This is a genomic window from Devosia sp. P2_G7 (assembly GCF_056403495.1).
Window position 1 is genome coordinate 303,926 of the sequence record NZ_JBFUFI010000004.1, and the last position, 16,517, is coordinate 320,442.

The 16,517-nt window shown below is 65.2% G+C and carries 13 protein-coding genes; 10 read left to right on the top strand and 3 right to left on the bottom strand.

The annotated features are described in order from the left end of the window. Nucleotides 1-16 precede the first annotated feature (16 nt). Nucleotides 17-1,045 (bottom strand): LacI family DNA-binding transcriptional regulator, encoded by a 1,029-nt coding sequence (locus AC1DWU_RS09420; protein WP_477149713.1) that lies wholly within the window; start codon nt 1,043-1,045, stop codon nt 17-19. Between the two features lie 238 nt (nt 1,046-1,283). Here AC1DWU_RS09420 and AC1DWU_RS09425 point away from each other — a divergent pair, with 238 nt between their 5' ends. From AC1DWU_RS09425 to AC1DWU_RS09450, 6 genes are all read left to right on the top strand, one after another. Then, on the top strand, nt 1,284-3,626 hold the full coding sequence (locus tag AC1DWU_RS09425) for a family 78 glycoside hydrolase catalytic domain (protein WP_477149747.1): 2,343 nt from the start codon (nt 1,284-1,286) through the stop codon (nt 3,624-3,626). 86 nt (nt 3,627-3,712) lie between these two features. Continuing rightward, nucleotides 3,713-4,999, top strand: a complete 1,287-nt coding sequence (locus AC1DWU_RS09430; protein ID WP_477149748.1) for an ABC transporter substrate-binding protein — start codon at nt 3,713-3,715, stop codon at nt 4,997-4,999. Between the two features lie 108 nt (nt 5,000-5,107). Then, nucleotides 5,108-5,989, top strand: coding sequence for a carbohydrate ABC transporter permease (locus AC1DWU_RS09435; RefSeq protein ID WP_477149749.1), 882 nt, complete (start codon nt 5,108-5,110; stop codon nt 5,987-5,989). Then, nucleotides 5,986-6,813: a carbohydrate ABC transporter permease gene (locus AC1DWU_RS09440; protein ID WP_477149714.1), complete on the top strand. Its 828-nt coding sequence runs from the start codon at nt 5,986-5,988 to the stop codon at nt 6,811-6,813. The genes AC1DWU_RS09435 and AC1DWU_RS09440 overlap by 4 nt, the downstream gene beginning before the upstream one ends. A 273-nt stretch (nt 6,814-7,086) precedes the next feature. Beyond that, nucleotides 7,087-8,502: an MFS transporter gene (locus AC1DWU_RS09445; RefSeq protein ID WP_477149715.1), complete on the top strand. Its 1,416-nt coding sequence runs from the start codon at nt 7,087-7,089 to the stop codon at nt 8,500-8,502. 131 nt (nt 8,503-8,633) lie between these two features. After that, nucleotides 8,634-8,996: a hypothetical protein gene (locus AC1DWU_RS09450; protein WP_477149716.1), complete on the top strand. Its 363-nt coding sequence runs from the start codon at nt 8,634-8,636 to the stop codon at nt 8,994-8,996. Between the two features lie 62 nt (nt 8,997-9,058). Here AC1DWU_RS09450 and AC1DWU_RS09455 read toward each other — a convergent pair whose 3' ends face one another. Then, nucleotides 9,059-10,426, bottom strand: coding sequence for a PQQ-dependent sugar dehydrogenase (locus AC1DWU_RS09455; protein ID WP_477149717.1), 1,368 nt, complete (start codon nt 10,424-10,426; stop codon nt 9,059-9,061). 163 nt (nt 10,427-10,589) lie between these two features. On the opposite strand from AC1DWU_RS09455, the gene AC1DWU_RS09460 reads away from it, so the two are divergent. The 3 genes from AC1DWU_RS09460 to AC1DWU_RS09470 all read left to right on the top strand — a co-directional run bounded on the left by AC1DWU_RS09460 (nt 10,590) and on the right by AC1DWU_RS09470 (nt 14,328). Next, nucleotides 10,590-11,714, top strand: a complete 1,125-nt coding sequence (locus AC1DWU_RS09460; RefSeq protein ID WP_477149718.1) for an NADH:flavin oxidoreductase/NADH oxidase — start codon at nt 10,590-10,592, stop codon at nt 11,712-11,714. 148 nt (nt 11,715-11,862) lie between these two features. Next, complete coding sequence (locus tag AC1DWU_RS09465; RefSeq protein ID WP_477149719.1) at nt 11,863-12,291, top strand: hypothetical protein; 429 nt, start codon at nt 11,863-11,865, stop codon at nt 12,289-12,291. Between the two features lie 198 nt (nt 12,292-12,489). Beyond that, nucleotides 12,490-14,328 (top strand): ABC transporter ATP-binding protein, encoded by a 1,839-nt coding sequence (locus AC1DWU_RS09470; RefSeq protein WP_477149720.1) that lies wholly within the window; start codon nt 12,490-12,492, stop codon nt 14,326-14,328. 70 nt (nt 14,329-14,398) lie between these two features. Here AC1DWU_RS09470 and AC1DWU_RS09475 read toward each other — a convergent pair whose 3' ends face one another. Beyond that, the gene (locus tag AC1DWU_RS09475) at nt 14,399-15,607 is read right to left on the bottom strand and encodes a multidrug effflux MFS transporter (protein ID WP_477149721.1); all 1,209 of its coding nucleotides are present in this window, start codon (nt 15,605-15,607) and stop codon (nt 14,399-14,401) included. Between the two features lie 280 nt (nt 15,608-15,887). Between AC1DWU_RS09475 and AC1DWU_RS09480 the strand changes: the two genes are divergently transcribed. Continuing rightward, nucleotides 15,888-16,514 (top strand): TetR/AcrR family transcriptional regulator, encoded by a 627-nt coding sequence (locus AC1DWU_RS09480; protein ID WP_477149722.1) that lies wholly within the window; start codon nt 15,888-15,890, stop codon nt 16,512-16,514. Nucleotides 16,515-16,517 lie beyond the last annotated feature (3 nt).

The window sequence follows — 16,517 nt, forward strand, 5'->3', positions numbered from 1 at the left end:
GGCTCGGCGGAAAGCACTACGAAGGACGGGGGCGCGAACTCCCTCGCACCACCAGCCGTGGCGTGACGACGAAGTGCTCGCCCTGCAGCCGGCCATCGATCCGCTCGATCAACAAGCGGGCCGCCTGGAGCCCCAGCACCTGGCCGGATTGATCGACGCTGGTCAGGCTGTTCTGCGCGAGGTCACAGTAGATCGTGTTGTCGTAGCCGACGATGGCGAGATCGCCCGGCACCGCGAGACCGAGATCCTTGGCGACGCTGAGCGCATGCAGCGCCACCATGTCGGTCCAGCAGAACAGCGCCTCGGGCCGATGCCGGGCCTCGAGCAGGTGACGGACGGCCGTCTGCGTCTCGCGCGCCGACTGGTCGGCCGGCACGATGTTGATGTACTGGCTCAGCCCGCACTCCTTCATCGCCTCGCGATAGCCGCGCTCGCGCTGCACGGTCACCACCACGTTCTTGGCGGGGACTGCGAGTGTCACCATGGTGATGCGGCGATAGCCGTTGGCGGCGAGATGGCGCACCACGAGACCAGCGCCGGCGATGTCGTCGTTGTTGGCCGTATCCAGCGTGGCGATCTGCGGGACGTGATAGCCGACGATCGCCGTAGGGATCCGCGCGGAAACGGACTCGGCCGTCTCGGGCGGCATGCGCGGTCCGATCATGATCAGCCCGTCCATCTGCCGGTCGATCATCGAGTCGATGAGCGACATCTCGATCGGCTCAGCCGATCGGCTCACGCCCAGCATGGTCTGATACTGCGTGCGCTCGAGCGCGTCGTTCACCCCGGCGAGGATGTCGGCGAAGAACGGGTTGCGCATATCCGGCAGCAGCACGCCAAGCGTGTAGGTGCGCCCGCGCATCGCCCGCGCCCCGGCATGCGGCCGGTAGTTCAGCTTCTCCATAGAGGCCTGAACCTTGGCGCGAAGCGCGTCGCTGACGCCATAGGCATCGCGCAGCACCTTCGAGACCGCCGCCACCGACACCCCTGCGTCGGCAGCAACCGTCTTGATGGTAACCCGGCCGGTCTTGGTGATTGGCGCCACAGTTCCCCCCGAACCGCCCTCCTTCTAGCAACCCGCTTTCCACAACACAACGTGAGCGATTTTGGCGGTTCTTGAGGGCATTTGGCGGTTCATGCGCCAATTTGGCGGTTCATGCGCGAATCCTGCTTGAACTGATCGTGTAGAACGGTATACGTAGAACGTCACACGTTGATCGGCAGCCAAAGGCGCCGGACGGACCGCAACAGGTCCCTTGGAGGATGCAAAAGTGAACGAGACGATGCTCATCCGGGCAGGTGAAGCCGTATCCGGCCATGGCGCCTGGGTCGCTGAAATGATCCACCCCAGCGTCGATCAGGGCGTCGGCACGCAGTCGTCCTTCCTCCGCAAGACCTTCAACCTCTCCTCCCGCGGTGGGGCCGGGACACTACGGATCAGTGCTCTCGGCCTCTATCGTGCGTTCATCAACGGCAAGCGCGTCGGCGAGGATCTGCTGACACCCGGCTGGACCAGCTACTGGGACCGCCTGAGCTTCCAGACCTATGATGTCAGCGCCCTGCTCAAGGATGGCGACAACACCATCGACATCTGGCTGGGTGACGGCTGGTACCGCTCGCGGATGATGTGGCCGCGCAACCAGATCCTGAACACCTGGGGCGACAAGATCGGCGCCATTGCCGAGCTGCGCGGCGCCAATGGCGAGCTCATCGTCGGCACCGACGCCACCTGGCAGAGCGGCCTCGCGCCGGTGCAGAAATCCGGCATCTATTACGGCGAGAACTACGACGCCCGCGCCGAGAACGCGCCGGTGAGCGGTGGCGCCACCGTGCTTGGCGACTTCGACAAGTCGACACTGCTGCCGGCCGAAACCGGCGGCGTGCACGAACTACCCGCCCTGCCCGTGGTCAAGTCCTTCGCCGATGCAGAGGGCCGCACGGTCTACGATTTCGGCCAGAACGCCGGCGGCTATGTCGCCTTCACCGTCGAGGGCGAAGCCGGCGCCAAAGTCACCATCGAGCACGCCGAGATCGTCAACCACCTCGGCAATTTCGACCGCGAGAGCATGCGGTCGGCCGAAGCCCGCGTCGAATACGTGCTCAAGGGCGGCGCGCCGGAAAGCTACCGTCCGACCTTCACCTTCTTCGGCTTCCGCTTTGCGCGCGTCGCCATCGAGGGCAAGGCGACGATCACCAGGATCGAGATGATCCCGATCAGCTCGGCGGTCACCCGCACGGCGAACTTCAGCTCGGCCAATGCGCTGGTCAACCGGCTGGTCGAGAACACCGTCTGGTCGCAGCGCTCCAACTTCATCGAGGTGCCGACCGATTGCCCGCAGCGCGACGAGCGCCTGGGCTGGACGGGCGACGCACAGGTCTTCGCGCCCACCGCCTGCTATCTGCATGAGAGCCACGGCATGCTGACCAAGTATGTGCGCGACCTCATTGCCGACCAGCGGCCCGATGGCGCCATCCCCCACGTGGTGCCCGACCCGACGCGCAACCATGAGGACGAGATCCCGGGCTTTTACGGCTCGACCGGCTGGGGCGATGCGATATGCGTCATCCCGTGGACGCTCTACACCCACTACGGCGATCGCGGCATCCTCGAGGAAGCGCTGCCGGCCATGATCAAGTGGAACGACTTCGTCTGGTCGATCAGCGATGGTCCGATCGTCCGCCCGCCGTCGGGCTGGGGCGGACGCGGCTTCACCTTCGGTGACTGGCTGCAGCCGCAGGGCGATTTCGCCAAGCCCTATCCGACCATTGGCGACGATGCGGCCGCCACGATCTACCTTTACATCTCGTCGTACCTCACCGCCAAAGCCGCCGAGGCGATCGGCGACCAGGCGCAGGCCAAGCGGCTCAATGAGCGCGCCGCAGAGGTGAAGAAGGCCTTCCAGCGCGAGTTCATGACCGCCGCCGGCCGTATCGGCTACAACGACCAGACCTCCTACGCGCTGGGCTTCCTCTGGGACCTGATCCCGGCCGAGCACTACGCCGCCGCCAAGGGCTACTTCAAGGAAACCGTCGCCCGCGCCCAGGGGCGGATCGGCACTGGCTTCATCGGCACACCGGCACTACTACCGGCCCTGGTTAAGATTGGCGAAGCCGATCTCGCGGCCTCGGTCTTCCTCCAGGAGGGCCTGCCCGGCTGGCTGTTCCAGGTGAAGATGGGCGCCACCACGATCTGGGAGCGCTGGAACGCCCTCAACGAGGACGGCGTGGCGTTCGATCCGCAGATGAACAGCTACAACCACTACGCCTATGGCGCCGTCTGCCAGTGGCTGCTCGAGGGCGTTGCGGGCTTCCGCCCCGACCCGGCTTTGCCCGGCTTCAAGCACATCTTCTTCGAGCCCACGATCGTCCCGGCCCTTTCGCCGGTTGCGGCCAACCATGACTCCGCCGCCGGCCGGATCGAGGCAGGCTGGAAGGTCGATGGCGACAAGGTGACCTACAACATCACGGTGCCCGAGGGCGCGAGCGGCACGCTCGTCCTCGCCGCCGGCTACACCGACGCCAGCGTCGACGGCATCGCCGTCAGCGAGCGTGGCACGGATGGAAAAGCGCGCAGCCTGCTGGCGCCCGGAAAGCACAAGGTGACGTTCCGGATCAGCAAGCCCTGACGGCAAGAGGAGCCGGAGGGACGAGTAATTTGCAACAGGCCGCCGGAGGACCCGTGGCGGCCACAAGGGAGGAACTATCAATGCTGATGCGCAAACTGACGCGTGCGGCGCTGGCCACCACCGGCGCTCTCGCGATCCTGGCTGGCACCGCCATGGCCCAGGACAAGGTCAAGCTGACCTTCCTGTTCGACAATGCGCCCTCGACGGTCGCCATGTCCGAGGCCCTGGCTGCGGCCTTCGAAGCCAAGCACCCGAACATCGACATCGAAACCGAAAGCCGCCCGGGCGGCGCCGATGGCGACAACCTGATCAAGACCCGCCTCGCCACCGGCGAGATGGCCGACGTGTTCCTCTACAATTCGGGCTCGCTGTTCCAGGCGATCAACCCGACACAGAACCTCGTCGACCTGACCGCCGAGCCGTTCCAGGCCAATGTCATCGATAGCTTCAAGACCGTCGTCACCGGTACGGACGGCAAGGTCTACGGCGCGCCGATCGGCACCGCCATGGGCGGCGGCATCCTCTACAACATCCCGATCTACAAGGAACTCGGGCTGACCCCGCCGAAGTCCTGGGCCGAGTTCATGGCCAACAATGAAAAGATCAAGGCGGCCGGCAAGACCGCGGTGATCCAGACCTTCGGTGCGACCTGGACCAGCCAGCTGTTCGTGCTCGGCGATTTCTACAACGTGCTCGCCGCCGATCCGAACTTTGCCACCGACTATACCGCCGGCAAGGCCAAGTACGCCTCTACCCCGGCCGCGATGAAGGGCTTCGAGCGGCAGGAGGAAGTGTTCAAGGCCGGCTTGCTCAACGAGGACTTCGCGGCGGCGACCTTTGAGGACGGCGTGACCAAGGTCGCGACCGGCGAAGGCGCACATTACCCGATGCTGTCGTTCGCCGTCGCCAACATCAAGGAACTGGCGCCCGACAACGTCAACGACGTCGGCTTCTTCGCCATCCCGGGTGACGACGCCGCCAATAACGGCCTCACCACCTGGATGCCGGCGGGCCTCTACATCCCCAAGACGACGAAGCATGAAGCCGAAGCCAAGGAATTCGTTGCCTTCGTCGCCAGCACCGAGGGCTGCGATATCCAGACCCAGTCGGCCGGCGCCACCGGCCCGTACCTGGTGAAGGACTGCACCCTGCCGTCCGACGTGCCGCCGGTTGTCGCCGACCTGCTCCCGTACTTCCAGGAAGGCGGCCACTCGGCCCCTGCCCTCGAGTTCCTCTCCCCGATCAAGGGGCCGGCGCTCGAGCAAATCACCGTGGAAGTCGGTTCGGGCATCCGCCCGGCCGCCGATGGCGCCGCGCTCTATGACGAAGACGTCAAGAAGCAGGCCCAGCAGCTCGGCCTGCCCGGCTGGTAATCGCGCGATCTGCGTGTGAAAATCGGCGCCCGGCCGAAAGGGTCGGGCGCCAATTCGTCGAGGAGGATGACGGGTATGGCAGTTGCGGTCGCAGAAGGCTCAGTGCCCATCGCAAATCCGCGCCGCAAGTCGCGCACAGCTGGGCTCTATCCGAGCTGGTTCTACCTGCCCGCGGCCATCATTTTCGCCGTGCTGTTCATGCTCCCGACTTTCGCGTCGCTGTTCTTCAGCCTGACGCGGTGGAGCCTGCAGAAGGCCGACTTCATCGGCCTCGAGAACTTCGCTCAGTTCTTCCGCGAGCCGTTCCTGTTCCAGGGCCTCGTCAACACGCTGATCTACGGCGTCGTCACCTCCGGCCTCAAGGTCGTGCTCGGCTTGCTGCTTGCGCTGCTCCTGACCTCAGACATCTTCGGCCGCGGCTATCTGCGCGCCGTGGTGTTTTTCCCGGTGCTGGTTTCGACGGTTGGGGTCGGCATCACCTTCACCGCAATGATGCATCCCACCCAGGGCCTGCTCAACGAGTCCCTCGCCGCGATCGGCATCAAGGGACCGGGCTGGCTCACCGATCCGCGCTTCGCGCTCTATTCCGTCGCCCTCGTCGATGTGTGGAAGGGCGTTGGCCTCGCCACGGTGATCTACATCGCCGGCATCGTCTCGATCCCGCTCGAATATTACGAAGCCGCGCGGATCGACGGCGCTACGGCGTGGCAGCGGTTCTGGACCGTCACCCTGCCGCTGGTCCACCCGGCCACGGCCACCGTGATCATCCTCAGCTTCATCGGCGGCCTGCGCTCGTTCGACATGATCTGGGCGATGACCAAGGGCGGCCCCGGCTTCACCTCCGACGTCATCGCGTCGGTGATCTACAAGCAGTACCAGGCCGGCTTCTACGGCCTCTCCACTGCCGGCAACGTCGTGCTGTTTGCGATGGTGGCCCTGATCATCGTGCCACTTTCGATGCTGCTCAATCGCCAGGAGACGGACCGGTGAGGCACGCTCAGCGCTACATTCTCGGCGGCATCGCGATTGCGGCGTCGATCGTCGTCTTCCTCGTGCCGTTCGCCTTCATCATCCTCACCGCGGTCAAGGACCGGCGGCAAGCGGCGACCCGCTCGTTCGACTGGCCGACCAGCTGGCACTTCTGGGACAACCTGATGGAGGTGCTGCGGACGCAGGACTACATGCTGGTCACCGCGTTCATCAATTCGATCATCCTCACTGTCGCGAGCGTGACGCTGCTGGTGGTACTGGGCGCCATGGTTGGCTTCGTGCTGCAGCGCCGGCCGTCGCGCTGGACGGCCATCGTCAACTTCCTGGTGCTCGCCGGGCTGATCATCCCGCCGGCAGTGGTACCGACGATCTGGGTGCTGCAGTCGTTCGGCATGTTCAAGACCATGCACGGCATGATCCTGATCGAAGTCGCCTACGGGCTGAGCTTTACCATCTTGCTGTTCCGCGCCTTCGTCGCGACGATCCCGCGCGAACTCGACGAGGCCGCGATCATCGACGGCGCCGGGCCCCTCCGCCTGTTCTTCCAGGTGGTACTGCCGCTCTTGAAGCCGGTGGTAGTGACGGTGATCGTCGTGCAGTCGGTCGCCATCTTCAACGACTTTACCAACCCGCTCTACTACCTGCCGGGCAAGCAGAACGTCACGGTGCAGCTGACGCTGTTCAATTTCCAGGGGCAGTTCAACACCTCGCTGCACCTCTTGTTCATGAACATCCTGCTGATCACCATCCCGCCGCTGATCGTCTACCTGTTCTTCAACCGCCAGATCGTGGCGGGGATGACTGCGGGCGCGGTGAAAGGGTAACGCCGCGTCGCTGAGACAGACGGCCCCCTCCCAACCCTCCCCCACAAGGGGAGGTGCGCCGGCGGCGCTCTTGGCACCATCGAAAGACAGAGCCTCGGCTCTTCAACTCCCCCCTTGTGGGGGAGGCCAGGAGGGGGCCGTCTCTCTCAGTCAGCAGCCGGCTGAGGTGCACCGACGACACCCGCGCAAAATCATCGGCATCATCCCATTGCCTGATATGCGCCGCCCCGCTTTGCCTGTACTGGTACCATACTAGTCATTCGCATCCTCATCATGTCCACGCGCCTCACCCCACACGCCCGCAACGTCGCCCTCGTGGTTGCCGCCACGCTGTTCATGCAGTTCCTCGACGGCGTGATCATCGTCACCGCCCTGCCCCGCATGGCGCGGGACTTCGGCGTCGGCACGCTCGAGATGAGCCTCGGCGTCACCATCTACATGCTCGCGGTGGCCGTCTGCATTCCAGCCGCGGCATGGCTCTCCGATCGCTTCGGCGCCCGCCGCGTCTTCGTCGTGGCAATCGCGCTGTTCACGCTAACCTCGATCGCCTGCGGCCTCGCGCAGGATCTCGGCCAATTCGCCATCGCCCGTGCGCTGCAGGGCGCCAGCAGCTCCGTGCTGTTCCCGGTGGGCCGCATCATCGTGCTGCGCACCGCGCAGAAGTCCGAGATCGTCGCCGCCATCGGCCTCACCATCTGGCCGGCGCTGTTCGCCCCCGTGCTCGGGCCGGCACTGGGCGGCTTCATCACCGAATACATCTCCTGGCAGTGGAATTTCTGGATCAACATCCCACTCGGCCTCATCGGCATGGCGCTCGTGCTGGCCATCGTCCCCAAGGACAACGAGTTCGCCGATCGTCCCTTCGATGCCCCCGGCTTCGTGCTGACCGGCATCACGCTGGGCTGCCTGCTCTACGGCTTCGACGCACTGGCGCAGGGCGGGCTGCCCGCCTGGATCGCCACTCTGCTGATCGCGTTCGGCCTCGCGGTGGGCGCCGCCGCGGTCCTCTGGCTGCTGCGGATAGATCATCCGCTGATCGACCTCCGAACCCTGCGCATCAACACCTTCGCCGCCACCGACGCCAAGGCCGGCGCGATCATGCGCACCGCGATCAACGCCACGCCGTTCATGCTGCCGCTGATGTTCCAGGTCGCCTATGGCATGGACGCGCTGAGTTCCGGCGCCCTGGTGGTGATCTATTTCTTCGGCAACCTCGCCATCAAGGCGGTCACCACGCCGACGCTGCGCCGCTTCGGCTTCCGCACCATCCTCACTGTCAACGGCGTCCTCGCCGGCATCTCGGTCGCCGCCTGCGGCCTGCTCGGTCCCGATACTGCCTACCCGATCACCGCCGCGGTCCTGTTCATCGCCGGAGCGACCCGCTCCATGCAGTTCACCGCCCTCGCCACCCTGGCCTTTGCCGACGTCGACGCCGCCCAGCGCAGCTCGGCCACGACGATCTCCAGCATGTCGCAGCAGCTGTCCATGGTGTTCGGCGTGGCCGTCGCGGCTGGCTGCCTCAACCTCAGCCAGATGTGGCGTGGCGCCCCCGCTCTCGGGGTGATCGATTTCCAGATCGCCTACCTGCTGATGGGCCTGATCATCGTCGCCTGCTCGCTGCAATTGCTGACGCTGCACCGAAACGCCGGCGCTGAAGTCTCCGGCCACCGCCGCCCCCAGGCCGCCTGAGCCAGACTTCTTCACAGCCCTCCAAGGATAAACCGCTCGCCTTCGCCCGATGATTGAGGCCAGCGCGGCCCTCTGCTAGCAATTGACTGGGCAGACGCGGCGTCACGTATGTCTCGTCATTGGGGGATGTCATGAATTCAGTATTTCGCGGCGGCGCTGTCGCCGTTTGTCTGTTCGCGCTCGCGGCCTGCGACCCGAGCTCCATGATCACCGGCGGCGAACTCATCCGCCCCGGCGAGCCGACCGGCACGCTGACTGTCATCAACGGCACCGGCGGCAACATCGACGTGGTCTCCATCTCAGACTGCAATGCCTCGACCTACGGCTTCGACCGCCTGCCCGACAACGTCTCGATCGGCCCAGGGCAGTCCTACAGCTTCGCCGTTTCGGCCGGCTGCTGGGACGTCGACGCGGGTGCATTCGGCGTCGGCGAAGCCCGCCAACGCCTCAGCGTCGCCGCCAACGGCATCACCGAATACACGGTGACGGACTGACAAAAAGAAGGACGCCCTCGCGGTTCCCCACGAGGACGTCCCTGAGGCGGTCTGACCTCCGCCTATTCCGCTTTGCTGACGCGCCAGATGGTGCCGGCGCCGTCTTCGGAGACAAACAGCGCGCCGTCGGGCGCCACTGCCACGCCAACCGGCCGGCCCCAGACGTTGTCGGCGTCCATGACGAACCCGGTCATGAAGTCCTCGTACTCGCCGGTCGGCTTGCCAGCGTCGTCGAAGTCGAGCCGCACCACCTTGTAGCCGGTGCGCTTGCCGCGGTTCCACGAGCCGTGCATGGCGACGAACGCGTCGCCCTTGTACTCTGCGCCCCAGCCATCCGACTCGTCGAAGACGATGTTCAGCGGCGCCGAGTGGGTCTGGAACAGCACGTCCGGAACGGTGACGTGGCCCTTCAGGTCCTCGCGCGGCGTCGCAGTCCAGCGCGGGTCGGGATTGTCGCCAATGTAGTACCAGGGCCAGCCGTAGAACGCCCCGTCCTTCACCGACGTCGCATAGTCGAACGGCACGTTGTCGCCGAGTTCGTCGCGCTCGTTGACCACGCACCAGACATCTCCGGTGGCCGGTTGTACCGTCATGCCGGCGCAATTGCGCAGGCCCGTGCCGAAATACTTCTCGTTCTTGCCCTCGGGATCGAAGGCCAGCACCGCCGCGCGGCGCTCCTCGCCACCCCAGGCAACGCCAAGTGGATGATCCTTGATCCACGCTTCGAGGCCACCCTCAGGCGTCGGATCCATGGTCATGTCGAGCCCGACATTGGAGCCCGAGCCAACCGAGTAGTACATGGTCTGTCCGTCCGTGGAGAACGCGACGTCGCGCGTCCAGTGATGCTCTGCCGGGATGCCGGTGAGGATCGCTTCACCCTGGTCCGGACCATCCTCGCCCTCCTCGACCTTCAGGTCGCCGGCCTTGTAGTGGAACCGCTTCAGCCCGTCGCTCTCGGCGATGTAGATCCATTCGGGATTGTCCTTGGGGTAGAAGCTGATCCCATAGGGCTGGTTGAGCTTGTCGGCGTAGACGGCCGGCTTCACCTCCTTCATCCCGCCCTCTTCGTCGAAATCGAACACCAGGACCTCGCCGTCCTCCGAGTTGGCGACAAACAGGTCGCCGTTCGGCGCGAAGCGTATGGCGCGCGGATTGGTGATCCCCGAGGCGACCAGTTCCACCTTGAAACCATCGGGCACCTTGGGCAGCGCGCCCTCGGGCATCGGCACCGTCCCCGGCGCATTCGACGCGGACTCGGTGACATTCGGCGGGTCGAGGTCCGTCGCCTTGATCAGGCGCCTCACACCCGGTGCATCCTGCGTGAAATCGCCGAAGGCGGCCTTGCCCGTCAGCACCTTGGTATCCTGCGCCAGGACACCGGAGGCAAACAGGGCGACCGCCGAGAGGGTCGCAGCAGCAAGAACTTTCATCACTTTTCTCCTCAACCCTCGCACGCGCAACTCGCCCCCGCTGCGGCGGTTCCGGCGAACACGGCATGTTGAGTGCAAGTGAGACCTGCTCCATCGGTACTTGCCGATGGAGTGCTCGCGGTGCAAGGTCCCTGCTCCCTCCACCTGCAGCAGCAGCCGATTTATGTCCCAGCTATTTTCCCCGTTCACCTTGCGCGGGCTCACAATGCGCAATCGCACGGTCATCGCGCCCATGTGCCAGTATTCGGCGCAGCACGGCTTCGCCAACGACTGGCACTTCGTGCACCTCGGCCGTTTCGCCCTTGGCGGCTTTGGCCTCGTCATCCTCGAAGCAACCGGTGTCACGCCCGAAGCGCGCATCTCCTACGGCGATCTCGGGCTCTGGAACGACGAACAGATCGCGCCGCTGGCCCATATCGTGAAGTTCCTGCAGTCCGAGGGCGCTGCGACGGGCATCCAGCTCGGCCATGCCGGGCGCAAGGCCGCGACGCCGATCTGGTGGCGCGGCGGCTTCAACGAGACCGAGGCAGACAAGGCCGAATACGCCTACGAGACCTGGGTGCCCGAAGCTCCCAGCGCCGAGCGCCACGCCGACAACCCTAACTTCCAGATGCCGGTCGCGCTGGATAAGCCGGGCATCCAGCGCATCGTGCAGAGCTTCGCCGACGCCGCGCGCCGCGCCGACCAGGCTGGCTTTGACACCGTCGAGATCCACGGCGCGCATGGCTACCTGATCAGCCAGTTCCTCTCCCCGCTCGCCAACCATCGCACCGACGAGTACGGCGGCAGCCGCGAGAACCGCATGCGCTTCGCGCTCGAGGTCACTGAAGCCGTCCGCGCCGCATGGCCGGCCGACAAGCCGCTGATCATGCGCCTGTCGGTGACCGACGGCAGCCCGGGTGGCTGGGGCGTCGAGGATTCCATCGTCCTCTCGCGTGAACTCCAGTCACTCGGCGTCGATATGATCCACTGCTCATCGGGCGGCTTCGACGGCTATTCGCTGAAAGCGGCGCCCCTTTACCAGGTGGAGCTGTCGAAGGCGGTGCGGGCGGCCGGCATCCCGACCATCGCCGTCGGTCTCATCGACGATCCGCACGACGCAGAGCGTATCCTCGAGGAAGGCGAAGCCGACCTCGTGGCCTTTGCCCGCACGGCGCTCGAAGACCCGAACTGGGCCGTGCACGCGCGCCACGCCCTCGAAGGCGGCGGCGATGCCTACCAGCTCTGGCCCAAGCAGGCCCGCAACCGCATCCGCGACCGCGACCGCGCGCTGGGCATCCGGCAGTAGCCAGGCACTTGGGCGGCCGCTGAGCCCACGCTCATCGGCCGTTCATTTTCACTCCCCGATGATCCGATTTCCGTCGTAATCGCCATGCCACCTTGTATGGCGATTACGACGCACCCATGTTCGGATTGCCACTGGAGATTGACGCCGAATGACCAGCAAAGCCGCCCTCTTCGCCTTGCTCGCCATGTGGGGCGTCGGCTCCACTGCCTGCCTTCCCGCCTTCGCCGAGGATACGGCAACCGAATCCGCCACCGATGCCAAGACCAGCAAGGCCGGGCTCGTCGATCGGGTCTGGACCAAGGCCGATGGCGACCTGCCCGGCGTAATGAAGATCTTCCTCTCCGACGGCACCCTCGTGCAGGATTCCTGCTGGGAAACCCACCGCCTGTCGGCATGGGAGCTTACCTCGGACACCGCGCTGAAGTGGAACGAGGACGGCATGGACATCAACGCCGACATCGTCTCGCTCACCGACGCCGAACTGGTGCTGAGCCTCAAGCTCGGCAGCGACGCCATCGAGGAGAAGTACGTGACGGCCACCGTGCCCTACGTCTGCCCGGACATGCCCAAGAGCTGATCCTCGGCACGTTGCCGCGAGCGTTCGCTGCACCTGTTGCCCGTCAACCACACCGCCACCCGACAACCGGCACTCCCGGTTGTCGGGGCATCCGACCTCGCCTATGGTCCGCCCTCAATTCATGCCCTCGGGAGATCACGATGAAAGCGACGCTGTCCACTCGGAAAGGAGCCCATCTCAGCAAGGACATCACGCTTCATGCCTTCCACCTTCCCGCGCGCAAGGAAAAGCCCGCCGCGCCATAAGCCGTTCCGCCACCGCATCGCCGCCTCGTCCGACCCCGCTGCCCGTCAGCGGCGCTCGGCGCGTATACGGAAGTTCTTCTCCTACTATCGCCCACATCTGCCGCTGCTCGCGGCCGACCTGATTTGTGCCGTGCTGGTCGCGGGCACCGCGATCGCCCTGCCGCTCGGCGCCAACTTCATCACCACGCGACTGTTGGCCCTGCCCGATGCGCCCGGAGTCATCTGGCAGATCCTCGCCATGGGCGGCGGCATGCTGGCTGTCCTCGCCATCCAGATGGCGGCGGTCTTCTTCGTCGACTATCAGGGCCACGTGATGGGCGCCCGCATTGAAGCGGCCATGCGCCAGGAGCTCTTCGAGCACTGCCAGAAGCTGTCCTTCAGCTTCTATGACCGGCAGCGCACCGGCCAGCTGATGAGCCGCATCACCAGCGACTCCCTCTGGGTGGGCGAGCTGTTCCACCACGGTCCCGAAGACCTCGCCATCGCCGTGCTCAAGTTCGGCGGGGCCATGCTTGTGCTGTTCTTCATCGATCCGCTGCTGGCCGGCCTCATCCTGGCGCTGACCCCGCTGGCGCTCGCTTATGCCCTCTATTTCAACCGGCGCATGAACCGGGCGCTCGAGCGCAGCAAGCAGCAGATTGCCGCCGTCAACGAGCGGGTCGAGGATGCCCTGGGCGGCATTCGCGTGGTCCAGTCCTTCACCAACGAGACGCTGGAAACGCAGCGATTTGCCGAGCAGAACCAGCGGTTCGTCATGAGCCGCGCCGATGGCTACAAGTCCGAGGCCTGGTTCTCCATCGGCGTCGAGAGCTTCGCCCAGCTGGTGATGATCCTGGTCGTGGTGGTGGGCGCGCTTCGCATCCTGTCGGCCGAACTCACCGTCGCCGAGATGCTGACGTTCCTCCTCTGCGTTGCCGTGCTGGTCGATCCGATCCAGCGCCTCGCCAACTTCGCCCGGCTGCTGCAGGAGGGGTATACCGGGTTCACCCGTGCCATGGAGATCCTGGAGGTCGCCCCCGATATCGCCGATCGGCCGGCGGCCGCTCCGATGTCCACGCCCACCGGCGCGGTCAGCTTCGACGATGTCACCTTCCGCTACGAGGCGGGCGGGCCGCATGTGCTGCGCAACCTGTCGCTCGATATCGCTCCCGGCGAGTTCGTCGCCCTGGTCGGCCCGTCCGGCGTCGGCAAGAGCACGCTCTGCGCGCTTATCCCGCGCTTCTATGATGTGGATGCTGGGGCAATCCGGATCGATGGGCGAGACGTGCGCGACGTGACGCTGGAGACGCTTCGCCGCCATATCGCTGTCGTTCAGCAGGACGTCTACCTGTTCGCCGGCTCGGTGGCCGACAACCTCCGCTATGGCCGCCCCGGCGCGACCGACGCGGAGGTCGAGGCCGCGGCGCGAGCCGCCAACGCGCACGAGTTCATCATGGCCCTGCCCGACGGATATGACACGGACGTCGGGCAGCGCGGGGTGAAGCTCTCCGGCGGGCAGAAACAACGTCTGACCATTGCTCGCGCCTTCCTCAAGGATCCCGCCATCCTCATTTTCGACGAGGCGACCAGCGCCCTCGACAACGAAAGTGAGCGGGCGGTCCAGCAGGCCCTGCTAACTTTGGCGCGGGGCAGGACGACCATCGTCATCGCCCACCGCCTCTCGACCGTTCGGCACGCCGACCGCATCCTCGTACTCGGCCGCGACGGCATCGCCGAACAGGGCACGCACGACGAGCTGATGGCAATGAGCGGGGTCTATGCCGCGCTGCAAAGTGTGCAGGCCAGCATCTAGGGCCGCCCGCCCTTAAGAAAAGGGCGCGAGGTTTCCCTCGCGCCCGACCGGCCCGCATGGGTTAGGCCAGTTATTCGGCGGGCGCACCGACCACCGGCGTCGTCGTCGTGCGGATCGTCACCTGCGTCAGCAGGAACGCCAGCACCGCACAGACCGCAAAGCCGAGCACCATCGGAATGGCCGTGCCGTCGTGGAACGCACCCACGATGCCCATTACCACCGCTCCGAGGACCATCTGCAGCGTCCCCATCAGCGCCGATGCGGTACCGGCGAACTCGCCGTGCTCTTCCATCGCCAGCACGCCCGTCGTCGGCAGCACGAGGCCGAGGAAGCCGAAGGCGACAAACATCAGGCCGCTGAGGATCCACATGCTGTCGATGCCGGCGACGAAGATGCCCGCCAGCAGCGCCATCGACACTGCGAACCCGGTCACCGCCCAGCGAACCACCCGCTGCAACCCGAAGCGCTTCACCATGAAGCCGGTCGACTGCGACACCGCGAAGAACGAGATCGCGTTGACCGAGAACGCAAGACTGTACTCAGTCGGCGTCAGCCCATAGTGCTCGATGAACACGAAGCTCGAGTTGCCGATGAAGGCCATGAAGGCCGACATGCCGAAGGCGCCGATGAAGGTCAGGCCCATGAAGTTCCAGTCGACGAGTAACGAGCCGTAGCCACGGATCGCACCACCGAGGCTCGACTCGGTCCGCAGATGCTTCGGCCGCGTCTCCTTGAGCGCGACGACCGACAGGATCAGCCCGAGCACCCCCACCGCGCCCATCACCCAGAACAACAGCCGCCAGTCGCCAAAAGTGATGACAATGCTGCCCGAGAGCGGGGCAAGGATCGGCGAGATCGAAAACACCAGCATGATGAGGCTGAACAGCTGCGCCGCCTCGGCACCGGTATATTCGTCACGCACGATAGCCCGCGGCAGCGACATCGCCGCACACCCACCGATACCCTGTATGAATCGGCTGACGATCAGCCACTCCACCGAAGGCGAAACCGCACAGCCGATCGAGCCAATGATGAACAGCGCGATGCCGAAATACAGCGGCGGCTTGCGCCCGACCATGTCGCTGATCGGACCGTAGATCAGCTGACCGACCGCGAATGCGGCCATGAAGGACATCAGGCTGAGCTGCACCGATGCAGTGCTCGCTCCCAGCTGTCCGCCAATTTCCGGCAGCGCCGGCAGATACATGTCGATGGCGACGGGGCCGATCACCGACAGCAGCCCAAGCACGAGGGCCGACTTCAAGATGTTCATGTTCATAGCAGTGATTCCCAACCTGCTCGTATTTAACCAATCAGTATATAACTTACCAGTTGAATATCCTTCAACCGGGCGGCGATCAAGCGCGCGCGTTTCACCCCCGCGCGTCGTCTCATATCCACCGGGTTCTACCCGGCTCTGCTGCCGCTAATGTGACGATGTCGTCCATAAAAATGGACACATGTGTCAAAATGACTTTTGGACACTCTTGTCCAATTCGTCAAGTCCCATTATCCTCCTCTGCATGGAGATCAGCCACGACCTTGTTCGCAGCCCAGCCATGCAGCGGGGCAACTACAACAAGCGATGCGCCATCATCGCTGCCGCCACCGCGGTGTTCGTGCGCGATGGCTTCACCGGCGCCAGCATCGACGCCATCGCCGAGGAGGCGAGCGTCTCGCGGCAGACGATCTACAATCAGATCGGCGACAAGGAGAAACTGTTCGCCGAGGTGGTGCGCGACATCACCGAGCAGGGCAGCACCCGCATGGTCGCGACCCTCGCCACCTTCCCCGATCAGCCGCAGGACATCGGCCGCGAACTCGTCGCCTTCGCTATACGGCTCACCCGAAACTGCCTCTGCGACGCCAATTCCCGCGCGCTCCGCAAGCTGATCGAGAACGAGGGGCGGCGCTACCCGGAGCTCTTTGAGACCTGGAAGGACTACGGCCCCGGCAAGAACTGGCCGGCCATCTCCGCTCGCTTCGCCCGCCTGGCGCGCGCCGGCGACATCGAGCTCGACGATCCCGATCTCGCTGCCCGCCAGTTCATGGCGCTGATCGGCGCCGATCTTCCCAACGAACCGGGCGAAACCGTCAGCGACGCACAGCTGGAAAAGGCCGCCCGCAACGGCGTGAAGACGTTCCTGCGCGCCTACGGCAAGCGCGACGCGGCCCTCGCGATCTAGGCG

What these genes read in the sequence shown, in the direction of transcription:
- AC1DWU_RS09475 (WP_477149721.1), bottom strand. Translation starts at nt 15,607, where the DNA reads ATGAACATGAACATCTTGAAGTCGGCCCTCGTGCTTGGGCTGCTGTCG.
- AC1DWU_RS09450 (WP_477149716.1), top strand. Translation starts at nt 8,634, where the DNA reads ATGAATTCAGTATTTCGCGGCGGCGCTGTCGCCGTTTGTCTGTTCGCG.
- AC1DWU_RS09460 (WP_477149718.1), top strand. Translation starts at nt 10,590, where the DNA reads ATGTCCCAGCTATTTTCCCCGTTCACCTTGCGCGGGCTCACAATGCGC.
- AC1DWU_RS09465 (WP_477149719.1), top strand. Translation starts at nt 11,863, where the DNA reads ATGACCAGCAAAGCCGCCCTCTTCGCCTTGCTCGCCATGTGGGGCGTC.
- AC1DWU_RS09455 (WP_477149717.1), bottom strand. Translation starts at nt 10,426, where the DNA reads ATGAAAGTTCTTGCTGCTGCGACCCTCTCGGCGGTCGCCCTGTTTGCC.
- AC1DWU_RS09430 (WP_477149748.1), top strand. Translation starts at nt 3,713, where the DNA reads ATGCGCAAACTGACGCGTGCGGCGCTGGCCACCACCGGCGCTCTCGCG.
- AC1DWU_RS09480 (WP_477149722.1), top strand. Translation starts at nt 15,888, where the DNA reads ATGCAGCGGGGCAACTACAACAAGCGATGCGCCATCATCGCTGCCGCC.
- AC1DWU_RS09445 (WP_477149715.1), top strand. Translation starts at nt 7,087, where the DNA reads ATGTCCACGCGCCTCACCCCACACGCCCGCAACGTCGCCCTCGTGGTT.
- AC1DWU_RS09470 (WP_477149720.1), top strand. Translation starts at nt 12,490, where the DNA reads ATGCCTTCCACCTTCCCGCGCGCAAGGAAAAGCCCGCCGCGCCATAAG.
- AC1DWU_RS09425 (WP_477149747.1), top strand. Translation starts at nt 1,284, where the DNA reads ATGCTCATCCGGGCAGGTGAAGCCGTATCCGGCCATGGCGCCTGGGTC.